This window comes from Streptomyces sp. VRA16 Mangrove soil, from assembly GCF_017377775.1.
In the GTDB taxonomy this organism is placed as follows: Bacteria; Actinomycetota; Actinomycetes; order Streptomycetales; family Streptomycetaceae; genus Streptomyces.
The window spans coordinates 355,632-371,848 of the sequence record NZ_JAFVLN010000003.1; the positions used below are offsets into that span (position 1 = coordinate 355,632).

Annotated in this window: 11 protein-coding genes; 3 read left to right on the forward strand and 8 right to left on the reverse strand. The window is 69.4% G+C overall.

The genetic code is table 11. The annotated features are described in order from the left end of the window. Window positions 1-228: 228 nt before the first annotated feature. A complete protein-coding gene (gene arc, locus J3486_RS11040) occupies window positions 229-1,995 on the reverse strand; it encodes a proteasome ATPase (RefSeq protein ID WP_207820029.1) in 1,767 nt (588 codons plus the stop codon). Window positions 1,996-2,270: 275 nt separating this feature from the next. On the opposite strand from arc, the gene J3486_RS11045 reads away from it, so the two are divergent. After that, window positions 2,271-2,585, forward strand: a complete 315-nt coding sequence (locus tag J3486_RS11045; RefSeq protein WP_207820030.1) for a ferredoxin — start codon at window positions 2,271-2,273, stop codon at window positions 2,583-2,585. A gap of 131 nt (window positions 2,586-2,716) precedes the next feature. Here J3486_RS11045 and J3486_RS11050 read toward each other — a convergent pair whose 3' ends face one another. From J3486_RS11050 to J3486_RS11060, 3 genes are all read right to left on the reverse strand, one after another. Continuing rightward, window positions 2,717-3,301, reverse strand: a complete 585-nt coding sequence (locus tag J3486_RS11050; protein ID WP_207820031.1) for a hypothetical protein — start codon at window positions 3,299-3,301, stop codon at window positions 2,717-2,719. A gap of 266 nt (window positions 3,302-3,567) precedes the next feature. Then, the gene (locus tag J3486_RS11055; RefSeq protein ID WP_207820032.1) at window positions 3,568-4,473 is read right to left on the reverse strand and encodes a tRNA (adenine-N1)-methyltransferase; all 906 of its coding nucleotides are present in this window, start codon (window positions 4,471-4,473) and stop codon (window positions 3,568-3,570) included. Window positions 4,474-4,519: 46 nt separating this feature from the next. Then, window positions 4,520-6,187: a site-2 protease family protein gene (locus J3486_RS11060; RefSeq protein WP_207820033.1), complete on the reverse strand. Its 1,668-nt coding sequence runs from the start codon at window positions 6,185-6,187 to the stop codon at window positions 4,520-4,522. Window positions 6,188-6,366: 179 nt separating this feature from the next. Here J3486_RS11060 and J3486_RS11065 point away from each other — a divergent pair, with 179 nt between their 5' ends. Both J3486_RS11065 and J3486_RS11070 read left to right on the forward strand, forming a co-directional pair. Continuing rightward, the gene (locus tag J3486_RS11065; RefSeq protein ID WP_207820034.1) at window positions 6,367-7,254 is read left to right on the forward strand and encodes a RecB family exonuclease; all 888 of its coding nucleotides are present in this window, start codon (window positions 6,367-6,369) and stop codon (window positions 7,252-7,254) included. Window positions 7,255-7,292: 38 nt separating this feature from the next. Beyond that, window positions 7,293-7,964 (forward strand): response regulator transcription factor, encoded by a 672-nt coding sequence (locus tag J3486_RS11070; protein WP_018535046.1) that lies wholly within the window; start codon window positions 7,293-7,295, stop codon window positions 7,962-7,964. An 80-nt stretch (window positions 7,965-8,044) separates the two neighbouring features. Here J3486_RS11070 and J3486_RS11075 read toward each other — a convergent pair whose 3' ends face one another. The 4 genes from J3486_RS11075 to metH form a co-directional block, all read right to left on the reverse strand. Continuing rightward, window positions 8,045-9,619 (reverse strand): ABC transporter substrate-binding protein, encoded by a 1,575-nt coding sequence (locus tag J3486_RS11075; RefSeq protein ID WP_207820035.1) that lies wholly within the window; start codon window positions 9,617-9,619, stop codon window positions 8,045-8,047. A 69-nt stretch (window positions 9,620-9,688) separates the two neighbouring features. Continuing rightward, window positions 9,689-11,293 carry an ABC transporter substrate-binding protein gene (locus J3486_RS11080; RefSeq protein WP_207820036.1) on the reverse strand — a complete coding sequence of 535 codons (1,605 nt, stop codon included), beginning with the start codon at window positions 11,291-11,293 and terminating at the stop codon, window positions 9,689-9,691. A 377-nt stretch (window positions 11,294-11,670) separates the two neighbouring features. Then, window positions 11,671-12,366: an HAD family phosphatase gene (locus J3486_RS11085; RefSeq protein ID WP_207820037.1), complete on the reverse strand. Its 696-nt coding sequence runs from the start codon at window positions 12,364-12,366 to the stop codon at window positions 11,671-11,673. 87 nt (window positions 12,367-12,453) lie between these two features. After that, the gene (gene metH / locus J3486_RS11090; RefSeq protein WP_207820038.1) at window positions 12,454-15,984 is read right to left on the reverse strand and encodes a methionine synthase; all 3,531 of its coding nucleotides are present in this window, start codon (window positions 15,982-15,984) and stop codon (window positions 12,454-12,456) included. Between the last annotated feature and the right edge of the window lie 233 nt (window positions 15,985-16,217).

Here is a 16,217-nt window from a genome sequence, read left to right on the forward strand (position 1 = left end):
CGCTCAAGTACCGCTGGTTCTCCGGTGCGTGTGCGGTGCCCGTCCCCGCACGGCGCGACTCGGCGGCATGGAAGAGCCTAGAACGCCTTTGCGCTGGTGGGGAGATCATTTGCGTCATTGCTTCGCTCCGACATCGGGCGGCTGGTCGCCTGGTCGTTCCCTGAAGGGCGCCTGGAAAAACAGTGGGCTGCGGGTACCCGCTTCGGGCACCCGCAGCCGACCTGTTTTTTACAGGTACTGACCGGTGTTGGCCACCGTGTCGATGGAGCGTCCGGTGTCCGCGCCCTGCTTTCCGGTGACAAGGGTGCGGATGTAGACGATCCGCTCGCCCTTCTTTCCGGAGATCCGGGCCCAGTCGTCCGGGTTGGTGGTGTTGGGAAGGTCCTCGTTCTCCTTGAACTCGTCGATGCAAGCCTGGAGCAGGTGGGAGACCCTGAGGCCCTTCTGGTTCTGGTCGAGGAATGCCTTGATGGCCATCTTCTTGGCGCGGCCGACGATGTTCTCGATCATTGCGCCGGAGTTGAAGTCCTTGAAGTACAGGACTTCCTTGTCGCCATTGGCGTACGTGACTTCCAGGAAGCGGTTTTCCTCGGATTCCGCGTACATGTGTTCCACTGCCGTCTGGATCATGGCGTGGACGGTGGCGGCCTTGTCGCTTCCGTGCTCACCGAGGTCGTCGGAGTGCAGCGGGAGGCGCTCGGTGAGGTACTTGCCGAAGATGTCCTTGGCCGCTTCGGCGTCCGGGCGCTCGATCTTGATCTTCACATCGAGTCGTCCGGGCCGCAGGATGGCGGGGTCGATCATGTCCTCGCGGTTCGAGGCACCGATCACCACCACGTTCTGCAGGCCCTCCACGCCGTCGATCTCGGCGAGCAGCTGCGGGACGATGGTGTTCTCCACGTCCGAGCTGACGCCGGACCCGCGGGTCCTGAACAGCGACTCCATCTCGTCGAAGAAGACGATGACCGGGGTGCCCTCGCTGGCCTTCTCGCGAGCGCGCTGGAAGACGAGGCGGATCTGCCGCTCGGTCTCACCGACGTACTTGTTGAGAAGCTCGGGACCCTTGATGTTGAGGAAGAAGCTCTTGCCCTGTCCCTGCCCGGTCACTTCCGCGACCTTCTTGGCGAGGGAGTTGGCGACCGCCTTGGCGATCAGCGTCTTGCCGCATCCGGGGGGCCCGTAGAGCAGTACGCCCTTGGGCGGCCGCAGCTCGTGCTCCCTGTAGAGGTCCGGGTAGAGGTAGGGGAGCTCGACGGCGTCCCGGATCAGCTCGATCTGGTTGCCCAGGCCGCCGATCTGGTCGTAGCCGATGTCCGGGACCTCTTCGAGGACGAGTTCCTCTACTTCGCTCTTCGGTACGACTTCGTAGACATAGCCGGATCGGGGTTCGAGAAGAAGGGCGTCGCCGGGGCGGATGGTGACGTCCAGGAGAGGCTCGGCGAGCCTCACCACCCGCTCCTCGTCGGTGTGCCCGGTGACGAGGGCGCGCTCGCCGTCCTCGAGGATCTCCTTGAGGGTGACGATGTCGCCGACGCTCTCGAACTCCATGGCCTCGACCACGTTGAGCGCTTCGTTGAGCATTACTTCCTGGCCGCGCCTGAGCTCTTCGAGCTCGACGCTTGGGCTCACGTTCACGCGGAGTTTGCGGCCGCCGGTGAAGATGTCGGCGGTGCCGTCCTCATTCGCTGTGAGGAAGACTCCGAAGCCTGCCGGCGGCTGTGCGAGCCGGTCGACTTCTTCCTTGAGGGCCACGATCTGGTCGCGGGCCTCGCGGAGCGTGTTGGCGAGCCGTTCGTTCTGGGCGGACACGCCGGCCAGGTTGGTCTGCAGCTCGACGATCCGCTCTTCGAGAATCCTCGTATGACGCGGAGAGTCGGCGAGCTTGCGCCGCAGGACGGCGATTTCCTGCTCGAGATAGGCAATCTGTCCGGCAGGGTCGTCGGACCCTCGTCCCGGGCGGATGCCGCGGTTGATGTCGTCGTCGTGGGCTGCCACGGTCCTCACCTCCTCCAAGGGGAGCTGGACGCTTCCAGACCCTACCTGGGCGGGTGTCGATTGAAACCCCTAGATCACAAAGACGGTCGGGGTGTGTCCGATCTTCACCCTTGCGCTCTCCCTCACGCCAGTGGAATACCCAGCCATCAACATCGGAAAGCGGGCGGTTGTAGGGTCGAAGCGTTCAACACCCGTCAGGGCTGGCCCGACTTGCTCTTGTGGAGTCGGTTTCCGGACAGTGCGGCAGAGCAGGACCCAGGGAACGGCAGGAGAGCATGACCGTGCAGCAAGAGGCCGGATCCGGCATCGTCACCGGCGAGGATCTGGAGGTCTGGATCGACCAGGACCTGTGCACCGGCGACGGGATCTGTGCCCAGTACGCGCCCGAGGTCTTCGAGTTGGACATCGACGGCCTTGCCTATGTGAAGAGCGCGGACGACGAGCTGCTGCAGGACCCGGGGGCGGTGACGCCCGTGCCGCTGCCGCTCCTCGTCGACGTCGTGGCGTCGGCGAAGGAGTGCCCGGGTGACTGCATTCACGTACGGCGGATTTCGGACAGCGTCGAGGTCTACGGGCCGGACGCGGAATGACCAACGGGTGACCTACGGGCCGCCGGCGGACGACAGAAGCCGCGGCGGCCGCCCCGCGACAGCCGAAAGGGCCTCGCGCACCGATGATCCGGTGTGCGGGGCCCTTGGCGTCGGGGGCGTCGGGCCCGGCGTCAGGCGCTCTGCGCCGCCGCGGGGGTGGAGCGGACGAACGCCCCGTTCCGCCACTGCCACTTGGCCTTGTCGTGGACGTCCGGCTGGTAGCGCGGCACGTCGGGCGACGAGTAGCCGTCGAGGCTCGCGGTGACCGCTCCGTCACGCACGGTCAGACCGGTGACGGTGAAGGAGTCCTTCGGGTCGACGAGCGTGGCGACGATGCGGGGCTTGGCGCCGGCGGGCTGGGTGAGTACATAGACCCCGTTGGGCGGGGTGCCGGAGCCCGCGTCGCAGCGGACGACCGCGACGGTCTCGGGTCTGCCGTCCCCGTCGAGGTCACCGGTGGCCTTCTTCTGGACCAGGACCTTGACCGGTCCGCAGTTCAGCGGGAAGTGGACCGCGGCCGGGTCGGGCGGCGCGACGGCGTGGGCCTGCGGGGTGGGCGACTTGGTGTCGACCTGGGCCGCGGTGGCGGAGTCCGGCTGCAGGAAGCCGGAGGCCGCGACGACGGCGGCGAGGGCTGCCGCGGTGGCCAGCCAGTGGATGGGGCGGGTGGTGGTGTGCGCCAGTTCCGGGGTCGTCTGCCGATGGGGCTGCTGCACTAGGCGTGTCTCCCGTGAGGGCTGTGCCGGTGGGGGTGGCCAGCATCGTGCCATACGTCACAGTGGAGTGGAACGCCGGGGTCCGGAGTTTGTGCGGTGACCTGAGAGCACACTGCTGCCGGAGTGCCAACGTGCGGACGCCACCGCCGAGTTCCCGTTCTTCGGGAGGAACTCGGCGGCGGCGCCGGTGCGTTGTGAGGTTGTACGTGGTGTACGAGAGGTACGGGCTGTGCGCGTTCTACGAGGTGCGCGCGGCCGGGGCCGGGTCAGCGGCCTCGGTTGCCGCCGTCGGCGTTCGGGCCGTCGTAGTCCTCGCCGTACGCGCCCTTGGCGGGGCGGCGGCGGCGCATGGGCGGCTCGACGCCGTCCGCGAGGCGGCGGGCGGTGAGGAGGAAGCCGGTGTGACCGATCATCCGGTGGTCGGGGCGGACCGCGAGGCCCTCCACGTGCCAGTTGCGGATCATCGACTCCCACGAGGTCGGCTCGTTGAAGCAGCCGATCTCACGGATGGACTCGACGGTGCGGGCGAGCTGCGTGGTGGTGGCCACGTAGCAGCACAGGATGCCGCCGGGGACGAGCGCCTTGGAGACGACGTCCAGGCACTCCCAGGGGGCGAGCATGTCGAGGATGACACGGTCGACGTCCGTGTCGGTCAGGTTGTCCTGGAGGTCGCCGACGGTGAGCTGCCAGGCGGGGTGCGGGCCACCGAAGTAGCGCTCCACGTTGCCCTTGGCGATCTCGGCGAAGTCCTCGCGGCGCTCGTAGGAGTGCAGCATGCCGTCGTCGCCGATGGCGCGCAGCAGGAAGCTGCTCAGCGAGCCGGAGCCCACGCCCGCCTCCACGACGCGTGCGCCGGGGAAGATGTCGGCGAAGGCGAGGATCTGCCCCGCGTCCTTGGGGTAGACCACGGCGGCGCCGCGGGGCATGGACAGGACGTAGTCGGGGAGCAGGGGGCGCAGCGCGAGGTAGGCGACGTTTCCGGTGGTGCGGACAACGCTGCCCTCGGGAGCGCCGATCAGCTCGTCGTGCGGGAAGGAACCCTTGTGGGTGTGGAAGTTCTTTCCCTCTTCGAGCGTGAACGTGTAGTGGCGGCCCTTGGGGTCGGTCAGCTGAACCTGGTCCCCGACCTTGAAGGGCCCGCGTCGGCGGGCGGCACCGGTCGGTTCGGACATGTGACCAGCCTACCGGGCCCGGCGCGGGCCGCCGACCACGGCGTGCCTACGAGGGGCGGGCCATGGCCTTCACGAAGGCGCGCTCCACGTCGGCCGCGGACAGCACGCCGTAGATCGCGCCGTTCTCCTCCACCACCAGGTACTCGGTGGCCGGGGTCGCGCGCAGGGTGTCGAGGAGTTCCTCTCCGGCGAGCTCGGCGGAGACGCGCATCCCGTCGGTGAGGTCCTGGGCGAGCCCGCTGACCGCGACCCAGGGGCGGCGGTGCTCGGGGACGCCGACGATGGCGGCCTCGCGGACGATGGAGCGGGGTTCGCCGTCGGGGTCGACGACGACGAGGGCGCGGGCCCCGGCCTCGTTGGCGCGGCGCAGGGCCTCGGAGAGCGGGGTGGCGTGCTCGACGGGGACGGCGCGGCGGGTGAGGGTGCGGGCGCGCAGCTCCGGGAGGTGTTCGCGCAGCCGGGCCATGCGCAGGCTGTTTCCCGCGCCGGTCCAGATGATCGCGGCGAGGATGGCGGCCAGGAGCGCGTCGGTGACGGTGTCCATGCCGCTGACGTCCTCGGCGTTCTGGCCGAGGGCGCCGGACTGGGTGAGCAGGGGCAGGCCGATGAGGACGGCGACGGCGAGGGCGCGGCCGACCCAGGCGGCGGCGACGGTGCCGCTCATGGCGTTGCCGGTGATCTTCCAGACGACGGCGCGGAGCATCCGGCCGCCGTCCAGGGGCAGACCGGGCAGCAGGTTGAACGCGGCGACGATGAGGTTGGAGATCATGAGGCCCGCGAGCAGCACGCCGGGGACGGTGCCGGGCTCGACGGCCTTCATGGCGACGTAGAAGACACCGGCCAGGACCAGGGAGAGCAGCGGGCCGACGAAGGCGAGGACGAACTCGCGGCCCGGGGTCTCGGACTCCTTCTCGATCTCGGAGACGCCGCCGAAGAACTGCAGCCGGATCCGGCGCACCGGAAGCTTGAAGCGGAGGGCGGCGACGGTGTGGGCGAGTTCGTGGACGAGCACGGAGGCGTAGAAGGCGACCGCGAAGAAGAGGGCGACGAGGTAGCGGGCGGCGCCCAGCTCGGGCAGCACGCGGTCCAGCTGTCCGCCGAACACCCAGGTGATGAGGGCGGCCACGAGGAACCAGCTGGGGGCCACGTACACGGGAACCCCGAAGGGCTTGCCCATGAGCAGTCCGCCGCGCGGTTCAGGCGGTTTCGTGGGTCCCTTGCGGTTGCCGGAGTGGGCGGCGGTGCGCTCGGGATGCCGGTCGTGCGTGCCGAGGGGGTGCGGCGCCGTGCTCTGCGGCTCGGGGGTGGCGGGCGCGTCGGCCGGTGCCGGGCGGTCGTCGTCGGCTCGGGGCGCGGTGCCGGGCCCCGGGCCTTCCGGGCCCTCGCCCATTGCCTCGCCCGTTGCCTCGGAGGCTTCGGGATCCGCGTCGCGGCCGGAGCCGGGTTCGGGAGGCGGGGAGGCGGCGGCCCGCGCCGTCCCTGTCTCGTCGGCCTCGGTCCCGGACGTCTCGTCGGCCGGGGTTCCGGGCTGCGTCCCGTCGGACGCCGTCACCTCGGCCTTGGTCCCTGACACCGTCCCTGCGGCCCCCGCCCCGGTCTCCGGGGCGGCGGAGGGCGTCCGGCCGGCAAAGGGCGGCGCGGGGCGCTCCCCGGTGTGGTCCGCGGGCGGCGTCGCCTCGCCGGTGCCGGACTGCGGCTGCCCGCTCTCGTCCACGGTGATCCCTCGGTCCCCTCGTTCGAAGCGTCTCCCGCCGCCGGGCGGGACGTTCTGGCGTCGATGGTATGCGGACGGTGTCCGTCGGCCCCCGCCGACTCCCCCGCGCCACGCTACGCAAGACGCCGGACTGCGCGCGGGTGCCTGACTGTCAGTGCCGGGCCGTAACGTGGTGAGGCATGGAGACCAGTACCGAGACGGGCCCTGTGAGCGGCCCCGAGAAGCCCGCCGCGCGGCCGGCGTCGCTGTCGCCGTCGCGCGCGAGCGATTTCATGCAGTGCCCGTTGCTGTACCGGTTCCGGGTGATCGACAAGCTGCCGGAGAAGCCGAGTGAGGCGGCTACCCGGGGCACGCTGGTCCATGCCGTGCTGGAGAGACTCTTCGACTCCCCCGCGCTCGAGCGCACCGCGCCGCTCGCCAAGTCGCTGATCCCGGGCCAGTGGGACCGGCTGCGGGAGTCCCGGCCCGAGCTGGGCGAGCTGTTCGCGGACGACCCCGAGGGCGAGCGGATGACCCGCTGGCTGGGCGATGCCGAGCAGCTGGTCGAGCGCTGGTTCACGCTGGAGGACCCGACGCGCCTGGAGCCCGCCGAGCGGGAGCTGTTCGTCGAGGCCGAGCTGGACTCGGGGCTGAAGCTGCGCGGGATCATCGACCGGGTCGACGTGGCGCCGAGCGGCGAGGTCCGCATCGTGGACTACAAGACGGGCAAGGCGCCGCGCCCCGAGTACGCCGAGGGCGCGCTGTTCCAGATGAAGTTCTACGCGCTGGTGGTGTGGCGCCTGAAGGGTGTCGTGCCGCGCCGGCTCCAGCTGGTGTACCTGGGCAGCGGCGACGTCATCACGTACGACCCGGTGATCTCGGACCTGGAGCGGGTCGAGCGGAAGCTGCACGCGCTGTGGGAGGCGATCCAGCAGGCGACGGAGAGCGGGGAGTGGCGGCCGCGGCCGACGAAGCTGTGCGGCTGGTGCGATCACCAGGCGGTCTGCCCGGAGTTCGGCGGTACTCCCCCGCCGTATCCGCTCCAGGTGACCGTCCCCCCGAGGGCGGCCGAGTCGGCGGAGGCGTAGCAGGGCAGAATGGGGCCGGACTATCGAAGGAGTGTTTCGTGGCGATCCGTGTCCTACTGGTCGATGACCAGCCGCTGCTGCGTACGGGCTTCCGCATGATTTTGGAGGCCGAGCAGGACATCGCGGTCGTCGGTGAGGCCGGGGACGGCCTGCAGGCCCTCGACCAGGTGCGCGCGCTCCAGCCCGACGTGGTGCTGATGGACATCCGGATGCCGCGGATGGACGGGGTCGAGGCGACCCGGCAGATCACCGGCCCGGGGCGGGACGGCCCGGCGAAGGTGCTGGTGCTGACGACCTTCGATCTGGACGAGTACGTCGTCGAGGCGCTGAGGGCCGGCGCCAGCGGCTTCCTGCTGAAGGACGCGCCGGCCAATGAGCTGGTGCAGGCGATCCGGGTGGTGGCGGCCGGTGAGGCGATGCTGGCGCCGAGCATCACGCGCCGGTTGCTCGACAAGTACGCGGATCATCTGCCGTCGGGCGACGAGCCCGTGCCGGACACGCTGCACACCCTGACCGAGCGCGAGGTCGAGGTGCTCAAGCTCGTCGCGCGCGGGTTGTCCAACGCGGAGATCGCCGCCGACCTGTTCGTGAGCGAGACGACCGTGAAGACCCACGTCGGCCATGTGCTGACGAAGCTGGGGTTGCGCGACCGGGTGCAGGCCGCGGTGTACGCGTACGAGAGCGGGCTGGTCCGCCCCGGCGCGCAGTAGCGGCCCGCGCTCCCCTGACGGCAGAAGGCGGCGGTCACCTTTCGGTGGCCGCCGCCTTCCTGTACGTATCGCGCGGCGCGTCAGCTCTTGCTGATCTCCCAGAACCGGAAGACGGTGGACGCGTCGAGGCAGTTCTCCAGGCCGTAGACGCCGTCGCGGACGAGCGCGTACTGCTTGGCCTGCCACAGTGGGAGGATCGGCAGCTGCTGGGCGACGATGTCCTGCAGCCGCTCGTACTCCTCGGTCGTGCCGGAGCGGTCGGTCTGGGCGGCCGTGTCCGGGACGATGGTGTTCGTGATGGTGCTGTTGTCGTAGTTGTTGCCGAGGACGTTGCCCTTGCCGAAGAACGGCTGGGTGAAGTTGTCCGGGTCCGGGTAGTCGGGCACCCAGCCCTTGACGTAGACGCCGTACTTGCCGGACGCGATGTCCCGCTCGTACTGGGAGATCTCGACGGACTTGACGTCGGCGTCGAACAGACCGCTGGCGTTGAGCTGCTTGGCGATCGCCTTGAACTCGGCGTCGGTGGCCGGGCCGTAGCGTGACGGCGTGGACCAGAGCGTCAGCTTGACCTTGCCGGTGATGCCGTCGGCGCGCAGCGCGGCCTGCGCCTTGGCCCGGTCCGGGCGGTCCCCGTACGTGTCGAAGAACGCGGTGTTGTGGCCGGTGATGCCCGCCGGGATGATCGAGTACAGCGACGTCGTGGTGTTGTCGTAGACGTCGCTGATGAGGGCGTCGCGGTCGATGAGGTAGGCCATCGCCTTGCGCACGGCGAGCTTGCCGACGACCGGGTCGTTCATGTTGAAGACCAGGTGCTGGACCTCGGCGCTGGAGCCCTGGACGATGTCGATGTCCGTGCTGTCCGACTCCCTGATGCCGGAGATGTCCTTCGCGGCGAGGCCGCGGTAGGCGACGTCGACATCGGCGTCGAGCAGCGACTTCTTCAGGGCGGCCTGGTCGCCGTGGAAGAACTTCAGGGTGACGCCGGAGTTCTTGACCTCGGCGGTGCCGTTGTACGTGGCGTTGACCGAGAAGTCCGCTTCGTTCTTGCTGTATGAGTCGAGCCTGTACGGGCCCGAGCCGACGGCCTTGCCGTCGGTGCGCAGCTTGTCGGCGGGGTACTCGCGGCGGTCGACGATCGAACCGGCGCCGGAGGCGATCTTGCTGGGGAAGGTGGCGTCGGCGTACTTGAGCTTGAAGACGACGGTCTTGTCGTTCGGCGCGAGCACCTTGTCCAGCATGGGGAACATGACGGCCGGACCGGCGTCGTCATCGATCTTCATCATGCGGTCGAAGGAGAACTTGACGTCCTTCGAGGTGAGCGCGTCACCGTTGCTGAACTCCAGGCCGTCGCGCAGCGTGCACGTGTAGACGGTGGTGCCGTTGCTGAAGTGGCACTCCTTGGCGGCCTCCGGTTCCGGCTCGGTGCTGCCGCTGGGGAAGCTGAGCAGGGACTGGAAGACGTTGTTGAACAGCAGCCATGACCCCGGGTCGTAGCCGGAGGCCGGGTCGGTGGCCTGCACGTCGTCGGACATGCCGACGACGACGGCGTCGCCGCTCCCGGCGTTCTCACCGTCGTCCGAACCACAGCCGGTCAGCAGTGCGGCGGCCAGGCCGACCCCGAGGGGCGGGACGAGCCACTGGTTGCGCATTCTCACGTACGTGCCTTGTCGTCGGTCGGGGTGGGGCGGCGGGGCGGCCGCGGCTTCGGACCGCCCCGCTGGGGCTCAGCCGCTGACGCCGCGGTCCAGCTCCCACAGCTGGAGTTCGGAGGTGGCGGACAGGGCCCACTCTGCGCCGGTGATGTCGTCCCGTGTCGCGATGTACTGCTTGCTCTGGGTCAGCGGCAGCACGGGGACGTCGTCGGCGACGATGTTCTGGATCCGTCCCAGGGTCTTGGACGCCGTCATCCGGTCCGCCTCCCGGCGGGAGGCGGGGATGAGGTCGCGCCGGACGGTGTTGTTGACGTACGTCGACTTGAGGAAGTTGTCCTTGTCGAGGAACGGCGCCAGGAAGTTGTCGGCGTCCGGGAAGTCGGCGACCCAGCCCATGCCGTAGACCTGGTACTTGCCGTCGAGCTGCTCGGCGCGGAACTTCGTCCAGGTCTTGGTCTCGTGGATCTCCGCCTTGAACAGACCGCTGTCGTTGAGCTGCTCGCGCAGCAGCTCGAACTGCTTCTTCATGACCGGGCCGTAGTGGTCCTGGGTGTAGTGCAGCGAGAGCGCGACGGGGGTGGTGATGCCCGCGTCGCGCAGGATCGCGGCCGCCTTGCCCTTGTCCGGGTCGCTGTACTTGTTGAAGAAGGAGTTGGCGTGGCCGGCGATGCCGGCGGGGACGAGCGAGTACAGCGACTCGCTCGTGGACTTGTAGGCCTCGGAGGCTATCTGGCCCCGGTCGACGACCTGGGCGATGGCCTGGCGGACTGCCTTGTTGCGCACCTCGCCGTTGTCGAGGGCGAAGCCGAGGAAGTTCGTCTCCAGGCCCGGCGACTGGATGAAGTTGATGCCGTCGGGGGCCTTGGCCGAGAACTTCGCGATCTGGTCGGGCGTCAGCTGGCGGCTCATCACGTCGATGTCGCCCTTCTCCAGCGACGTCTCCATGGCGTCGGCGCTGGCCATCGAGCGCAGTTCGACCTTGTCGCTCTTGGCCTTCGCGTCGCCCTTGTAGTGCGGGTTCTTGGTGAAGACCGCCTTGACGACCTTGCCGTGCTCGACCTGGGTCTTGAGCGTGTAGATGCCCGAGCCGTCGATGTCGAAGCCGTCGCGCAGCTTCTTCTTCGCGTAGTGGTCGGGGTTGACGATGGCAGCGGCCGGCGTGGCCAGCTTGTACGGGAAGGTGGCGTCCGACGTGTTGAGGTGGAAGACGACCTGGCGCTTGCCGACGACCTCCACGGTGTCGACCGTGGACAGCAGACCGGAGATGCCGCTGTCGCTGTCGATGTCGAGGACCCGGTCGATCGAGTACTTCACGTCGGCGGCCGTCATCGGCCGGCCGTCGGAGAATTCGAGGCCCTTGCGCAGCGTGCACGCGTAGCGCTCGCTGCCGCTGTCGGTGAAGGAGCAGCTCTGCGCGGCGTCCGGCACCGGTTCGCCGCCGCCCTTGGGCACGGACACCAGGGTCTGGAAGGTCTGCCGCAGGACGTTCCACACGGCCGCGTCGTAGGAATAGGCCGGGTCGAAGGGGGCCGGAGCGTCGGAGGTGACCTCGAACTGGTCCGTCGTACCCACCACGATGGCGTCGCCATCACTGCCGCCGTCCGAGCCTCCGCACGCGGCCAGCGCGGGAGCGAGCAGGCCGATCGCGGCCGACAGCACCAGTGTCTTGCGGTTCATGCTCGACGTTCTCCAGAGCTTGACCCACTCGGCACCGCCGCGGTGTGGGCGGCCGGGACACGAGGGGTGGGGCGATGTTCTCGCGACGACATTAATGGGCCCGCGGCCGGGGGCCACAGGCGCCGGATCCGGGGGCCCATCACGCTGTGGAACCGGACGTGGACGCACTGAAAACACCTCAGGAGGAAGGTTCGGCGCAGGCGGCCACCAATCGGGACACATGGGCGCGCCGGAGGGGGCGAAAAGCGGGCACTCGGCACGCCCGGGTACACCTGTCGAGACCCAGGAGAGTGGGAAAGGTCACACTTCCAACTGGGTTAACCGGTGCGGTACTTCGGCCCCGGCCCGCCCGGGGCCGCGGGTCCGGCCGGTATCTGTCAGGGCGTCATGAGGCCGTGCAGGAAAGGCAGGTTGACGTGTTCGAGGGAGGGCACGACGGTGCGCCGGTGGGCCGCCTCGATGGGCGCGACGGAGGGTACGGCGACGACGTGGCAGCCCGCGGCCTCTGCGGCGGCGACCCCGGTGGCGGTGTCCTCGATGACGGCGCAGCGCTCCGGCTCGGCGCTGAGTCCCGCCGCGGCGATCAGGTACGGGTCGGGGTGCGGCTTGGTCCTGGAGACCTCGTCACCGGCGATGGTGAGGTGGAAGTTGGCCGGTCCGAGCGAGTGCAGGACGCGGTCGATGATGCGGCGGTGCGAGGCGGAGACGAGCGCGGTGGGCACCCGCTGCGCGGCGAGTTCGGCGAGGAGTCTCGCGGCTCCGGGCATCAGCGGCAGCGACCGGCTGATGCGCCGCTCGAAGCCGTCGTTGAGGAGCCCGGTCAGCTCGGGCAGCGTGATGTCGGCGCCGGTGGCCTCGATGAGGAAGCCGGCGCTGCGGCTCATGGGGCCGCCGACGACGACCTCCCGCCAGGCGTCGTCGAGGGTGTGGCCGAGTGCGGCGAAGACGGCCACCTCGGCGTCCCACCAGAACCCTTCCGTGTCGACGAGGGTTCCGTCCATGTCCAGGAGCACGGCCTGAAGCGTGGAACCGTCGGCCGTTCGGGTACCGAGTGCGGGAACCGTAGAGGTCATCCGTGCACACCTCCATGAGGGACGAAGAGGCCGGCCCCCTTCCGGGGACCGGCCTGCGCTGGACCGACCAGTGTACGGCCGTGCCGGCTAACGCGCGTTGAAGTACTTCGCCTCGGGGTGATGGATGACGATGGCGTCGGTGGACTGCTCGGGGTGCAGCTGGAACTCCTCGCTGAGGTGGACGCCGATCCGCTCCGGCTGGAGCAGGTCGGCGATCTTCGCGCGGTCCTCCAGGTTCGGGCAGGCGCCGTAGCCGAGGGAGAAGCGGGCACCCCGGTACTTCAGGGCGAACATGTCCTCCATCGCGGCCGGGTCCTCGCCGGAGAAGCCCAGCTCGGAGCGGACGCGGGCGTGCCAGTACTCGGCGAGGGCCTCGGCCAACTGCACGGACAGGCCGTGGAGTTCGAGGTAGTCGCGGTAGGAGTCGGAGGCGAACAGCTCGGCGGTGGCCTCACCGATCTTCGAGCCGACGGTGACGACCTGGAGCCCGACGACGTCCGTCTCGCCGGACTCCTCCGGGCGGAAGAAGTCGGCCAGGCAGAGCCGGCGGCCGCGGCGCTGGCGCGGGAAGGTGAAGCGGGTGCGCTCGGTGCCGGACTCGTCCAGGATGATCAGGTCGTCGCCCTTGGACACGCACGGGAAGTAGCCGTGGACGACGGCCGCTTCCAGCATGTTGTCGGTGTGCAGCTTGTCGAGCCAGCCGCGCAGCCGCGGGCGGCCCTCGGTCTCCACCAGCTCCTCGTACGTCGGCCCGTCGCCGGTGCGCGCCTGCTTCAGGCCCCACTGGCCCTTGAAGAGGGCGCCCTCGTCGAGCCAGGAGGCGTATTCCTTGAGCTGGATGCCCTTGATGACGCGGGTGCCCCAGAACGGCGGCTCGGGCACCGGGTTGTCGACGGCGACGTCGGAGCGCACCGGCCCCGCGCTGTCGTCGGGCCGCTCCTCGACGACCGTGGCGGACGCCTTGACCCGGCGCTGCTTGAGCTCGGGCAGGGTGGCGCCGGGCACGCCGCGCTTGACCGCGATCAGGGCGTCCATCAGGCGCAGGCCCTCGAACGCGTCGCGGGCGTAGCGGACCTCGCCCTCGTAGATCTCGTGCAGGTCCTGCTCGACGTAGGCGCGGGTGAGGGCGGCGCCGCCCAGGATCACCGGGTAGTCGGCCGCCAGCTTGCGCTGGTTGAGCTCCTCCAGGTTCTCCTTCATGATCACCGTGGACTTGACCAGGAGGCCCGACATGCCGATGACGTCGGCCCGGTGCTCCTCGGCGGCCTCCAGGATCGCGGAGACGGGCTGCTTGATGCCGAGGTTGACGACGTTGTAGCCGTTGTTGGACAGGATGATGTCGACGAGGTTCTTGCCGATGTCGTGGACGTCGCCGCGCACGGTGGCCAGCACGATGGTGCCCTTGCCCTCGGCGTCCGACTTCTCCATGTGCGGCTCCAGGTAGGCCACCGCGTTCTTCATGACCTCGGCGGACTGGAGCACGAACGGCAGCTGCATCTGGCCGGAGCCGAAGAGCTCGCCGACCACCTTCATGCCGTCGAGGAGGGTGTCGTTGACGATGTCCAGGGCGGGCGTCGTGGTGAGCGCGTCGTCGAGGTCGGCCTCCAGGCCGTTCTTCTCGCCGTCGATGATGCGGCGCTTGAGGCGCTCCTCCAGCGGGAGGGCGGCCAGCTCCTCGGCCTTGCCCGCCTTCAGCGACTTCGCGGTGGCGCCCTCGAAGAGCTCCATCAGCTTCTGCAGCGGGTCGTAGCCCTCGCTGCGCCGGTCGTAGATCAGGTCGAGGGCGGTCTTGACCTGCTCCTCGTCGAACCGCGCGATCGGCAGGATCTTCGAGGCGTGCACGATGGCCGAGTCCAGGCCCGCCTTGACGCACTCGTCGAGGAAGACCGAGTTCAGCACGATGCGGGCGGCCGGGTTCAGGCCGAAGGAGATGTTCGACAGGCCCAGGGTCGTCTGGACGTCGGGGTGGCGCTTCTTCAGCTCGCGGATCGCCTCGATCGTCGCGATGCCGTCGCCCCGGGACTCCTCCTGGCCCGTGCAGATGGTGAAGGTCAGGGTGTCGATGAGGATGTCCGACTCGCGGATGCCCCAGTTCCCGGTCAGGTCGTCGATCAGCCGCTCGGCGATCTCGACCTTCTTCTCCGGGGTGCGGGCCTGGCCCTCCTCGTCGATGGTCAGCGCGATCAGCGCGGCGCCGTGCTCCTGGGCCAGCCGGGTGACCTTCGCGAAGCGGGACTCGGGGCCGTCGCCGTCCTCGTAGTTCACCGAGTTGATGACCGCGCGGCCGCCCAGCTTCTCCAGGCCGGCCTGGAGGACGTCGACCTCGGTCGAGTCCAGGACGATGGGGAGGGTGGAGGCGGTGGCGAAACGTCCCGCCAGCTCCTTCATGTCCGCGACGCCGTCCCGGCCGACGTAGTCGACGCACAGGTCGAGCATGTGCGCACCCTCGCGGATCTGGTCGCGGGCCATCTCCACGCAGTCGTCCCAGCGGGCCTCCAGCATGGCCTCGCGGAACTTCTTCGAACCGTTGGCGTTGGTGCGCTCACCGATCGCCATGTACGCGGTGTCCTGGCGGAACGGCACGGTCTGGTAGAGGGAGGCGGCGCCCGGCTCGGGGCGCGGCGAGCGCTGCGGCGGGGTCATGTCGCGGACCCGCTCGACGACCTGGCGCAGGTGCTCGGGCGTGGAGCCGCAGCAGCCGCCGATCAGCTGCAGCCCGTAGTTCTTGATGAAGTTCTCCTGCGCGTCCGCCATCTCCGGCGGGGTCAGCGGGAAGTGCGCGCCGTCCTTGCCCAGGATCGGCAGACCGGCGTTCGGCATGCACATCAGCGGCGTCGAGGAGTGCTGCGCGAGGTAGCGCAGGTGCTCGCTCATCTCGGCGGGGCCCGTCGAACAGTTCAGGCCGATCAGGTCGATGCCCAGCGGTTCCAGGGCGGTCAGCGCGGCGCCGATCTCGGAGCCGAGCAGCATCACGCCGGTCGTCTCGAAGGCGAGGGAGCAGATCAGCGGGACCGAGACGCCCAGGGCTTCCATGGCGCGGCGGGCGCCGATCAGGGACGACTTGGTCTGCAGCAGGTCCTGCGACGTCTCGACGATCAGCGCGTCGGCGCCGCCCGCGAGCAGGCCCTCGGCGTTCTGCTGGTAGCCGTCGCGGATCGTGGCGTAGTCGATGTGGCCCAGCGAGGGCAGCTTGGTGCCGGGGCCGATGGAGCCGAGCACCCAGCGCTGCTGCCCGGTCCGCGCCGTGAACTCGTCGGCGACCTCGCGGGCGATGCGGGCGCCGGCCTCGGACAGCTCCACGATCCGGTCGGCGATCTCGTACTCACTGGATGCCGTGAAGTTCGAGCCGAAGGTGTTGGTCTCGACGCAGTCCACGCCGACGGAGAAGTACGCCTCGTGGACCGAGCGGACGATGTCGGGGCGGGTGACGTTCAGGATCTCGTTGCAGCCCTCGAGGTCCTGGAAGTCCTCGAGCGTGGGATCCTGCGCCTGCAACATGGTGCCCATCGCGCCGTCGGCCACCACGACACGGGTGGCGAGGGCCTGGCGGAGGGCGTCCACGCGGGCGCGGGGACCGCCGGCGGTAGTAGCAGCTGCGGGCGTAGGCAACGAGGCCATGAAAGAGCTCCCTGGGTGCGACGGCTGTCGGCTTTGCGCCTCCACTTGCCGGAGGCGCACCCGGTCAGGGTAGCCGGGACCATGGTCCTTCCGTACAGGCGTCCACTGGCCGGACCGCCACACGGCGGCACCACGTCACACTGTCCTGAAGCGGGCGGTAACGAGAAACAGGCTGAAATGTAGGCTCACGCCGCATGAGCAGAGGTCGGCAACGACCGATACTGTTCAGCATT

Bases quoted from the DNA above. Each gene is read 5' to 3' on its own strand.
- J3486_RS11045 (WP_207820030.1), top strand. From the start codon at position 2,271: ATGACCGTGCAGCAAGAGGCCGGATCCGGCATCGTCACCGGCGAGGAT.
- J3486_RS11055 (WP_207820032.1), bottom strand. From the start codon at position 4,473: ATGTCCGAACCGACCGGTGCCGCCCGCCGACGCGGGCCCTTCAAGGTC.
- J3486_RS11065 (WP_207820034.1), top strand. From the start codon at position 6,367: ATGGAGACCAGTACCGAGACGGGCCCTGTGAGCGGCCCCGAGAAGCCC.
- J3486_RS11080 (WP_207820036.1), bottom strand. From the start codon at position 11,293: ATGAACCGCAAGACACTGGTGCTGTCGGCCGCGATCGGCCTGCTCGCT.
- J3486_RS11085 (WP_207820037.1), bottom strand. From the start codon at position 12,366: ATGACCTCTACGGTTCCCGCACTCGGTACCCGAACGGCCGACGGTTCC.
- metH (WP_207820038.1), bottom strand. From the start codon at position 15,984: ATGGCCTCGTTGCCTACGCCCGCAGCTGCTACTACCGCCGGCGGTCCC.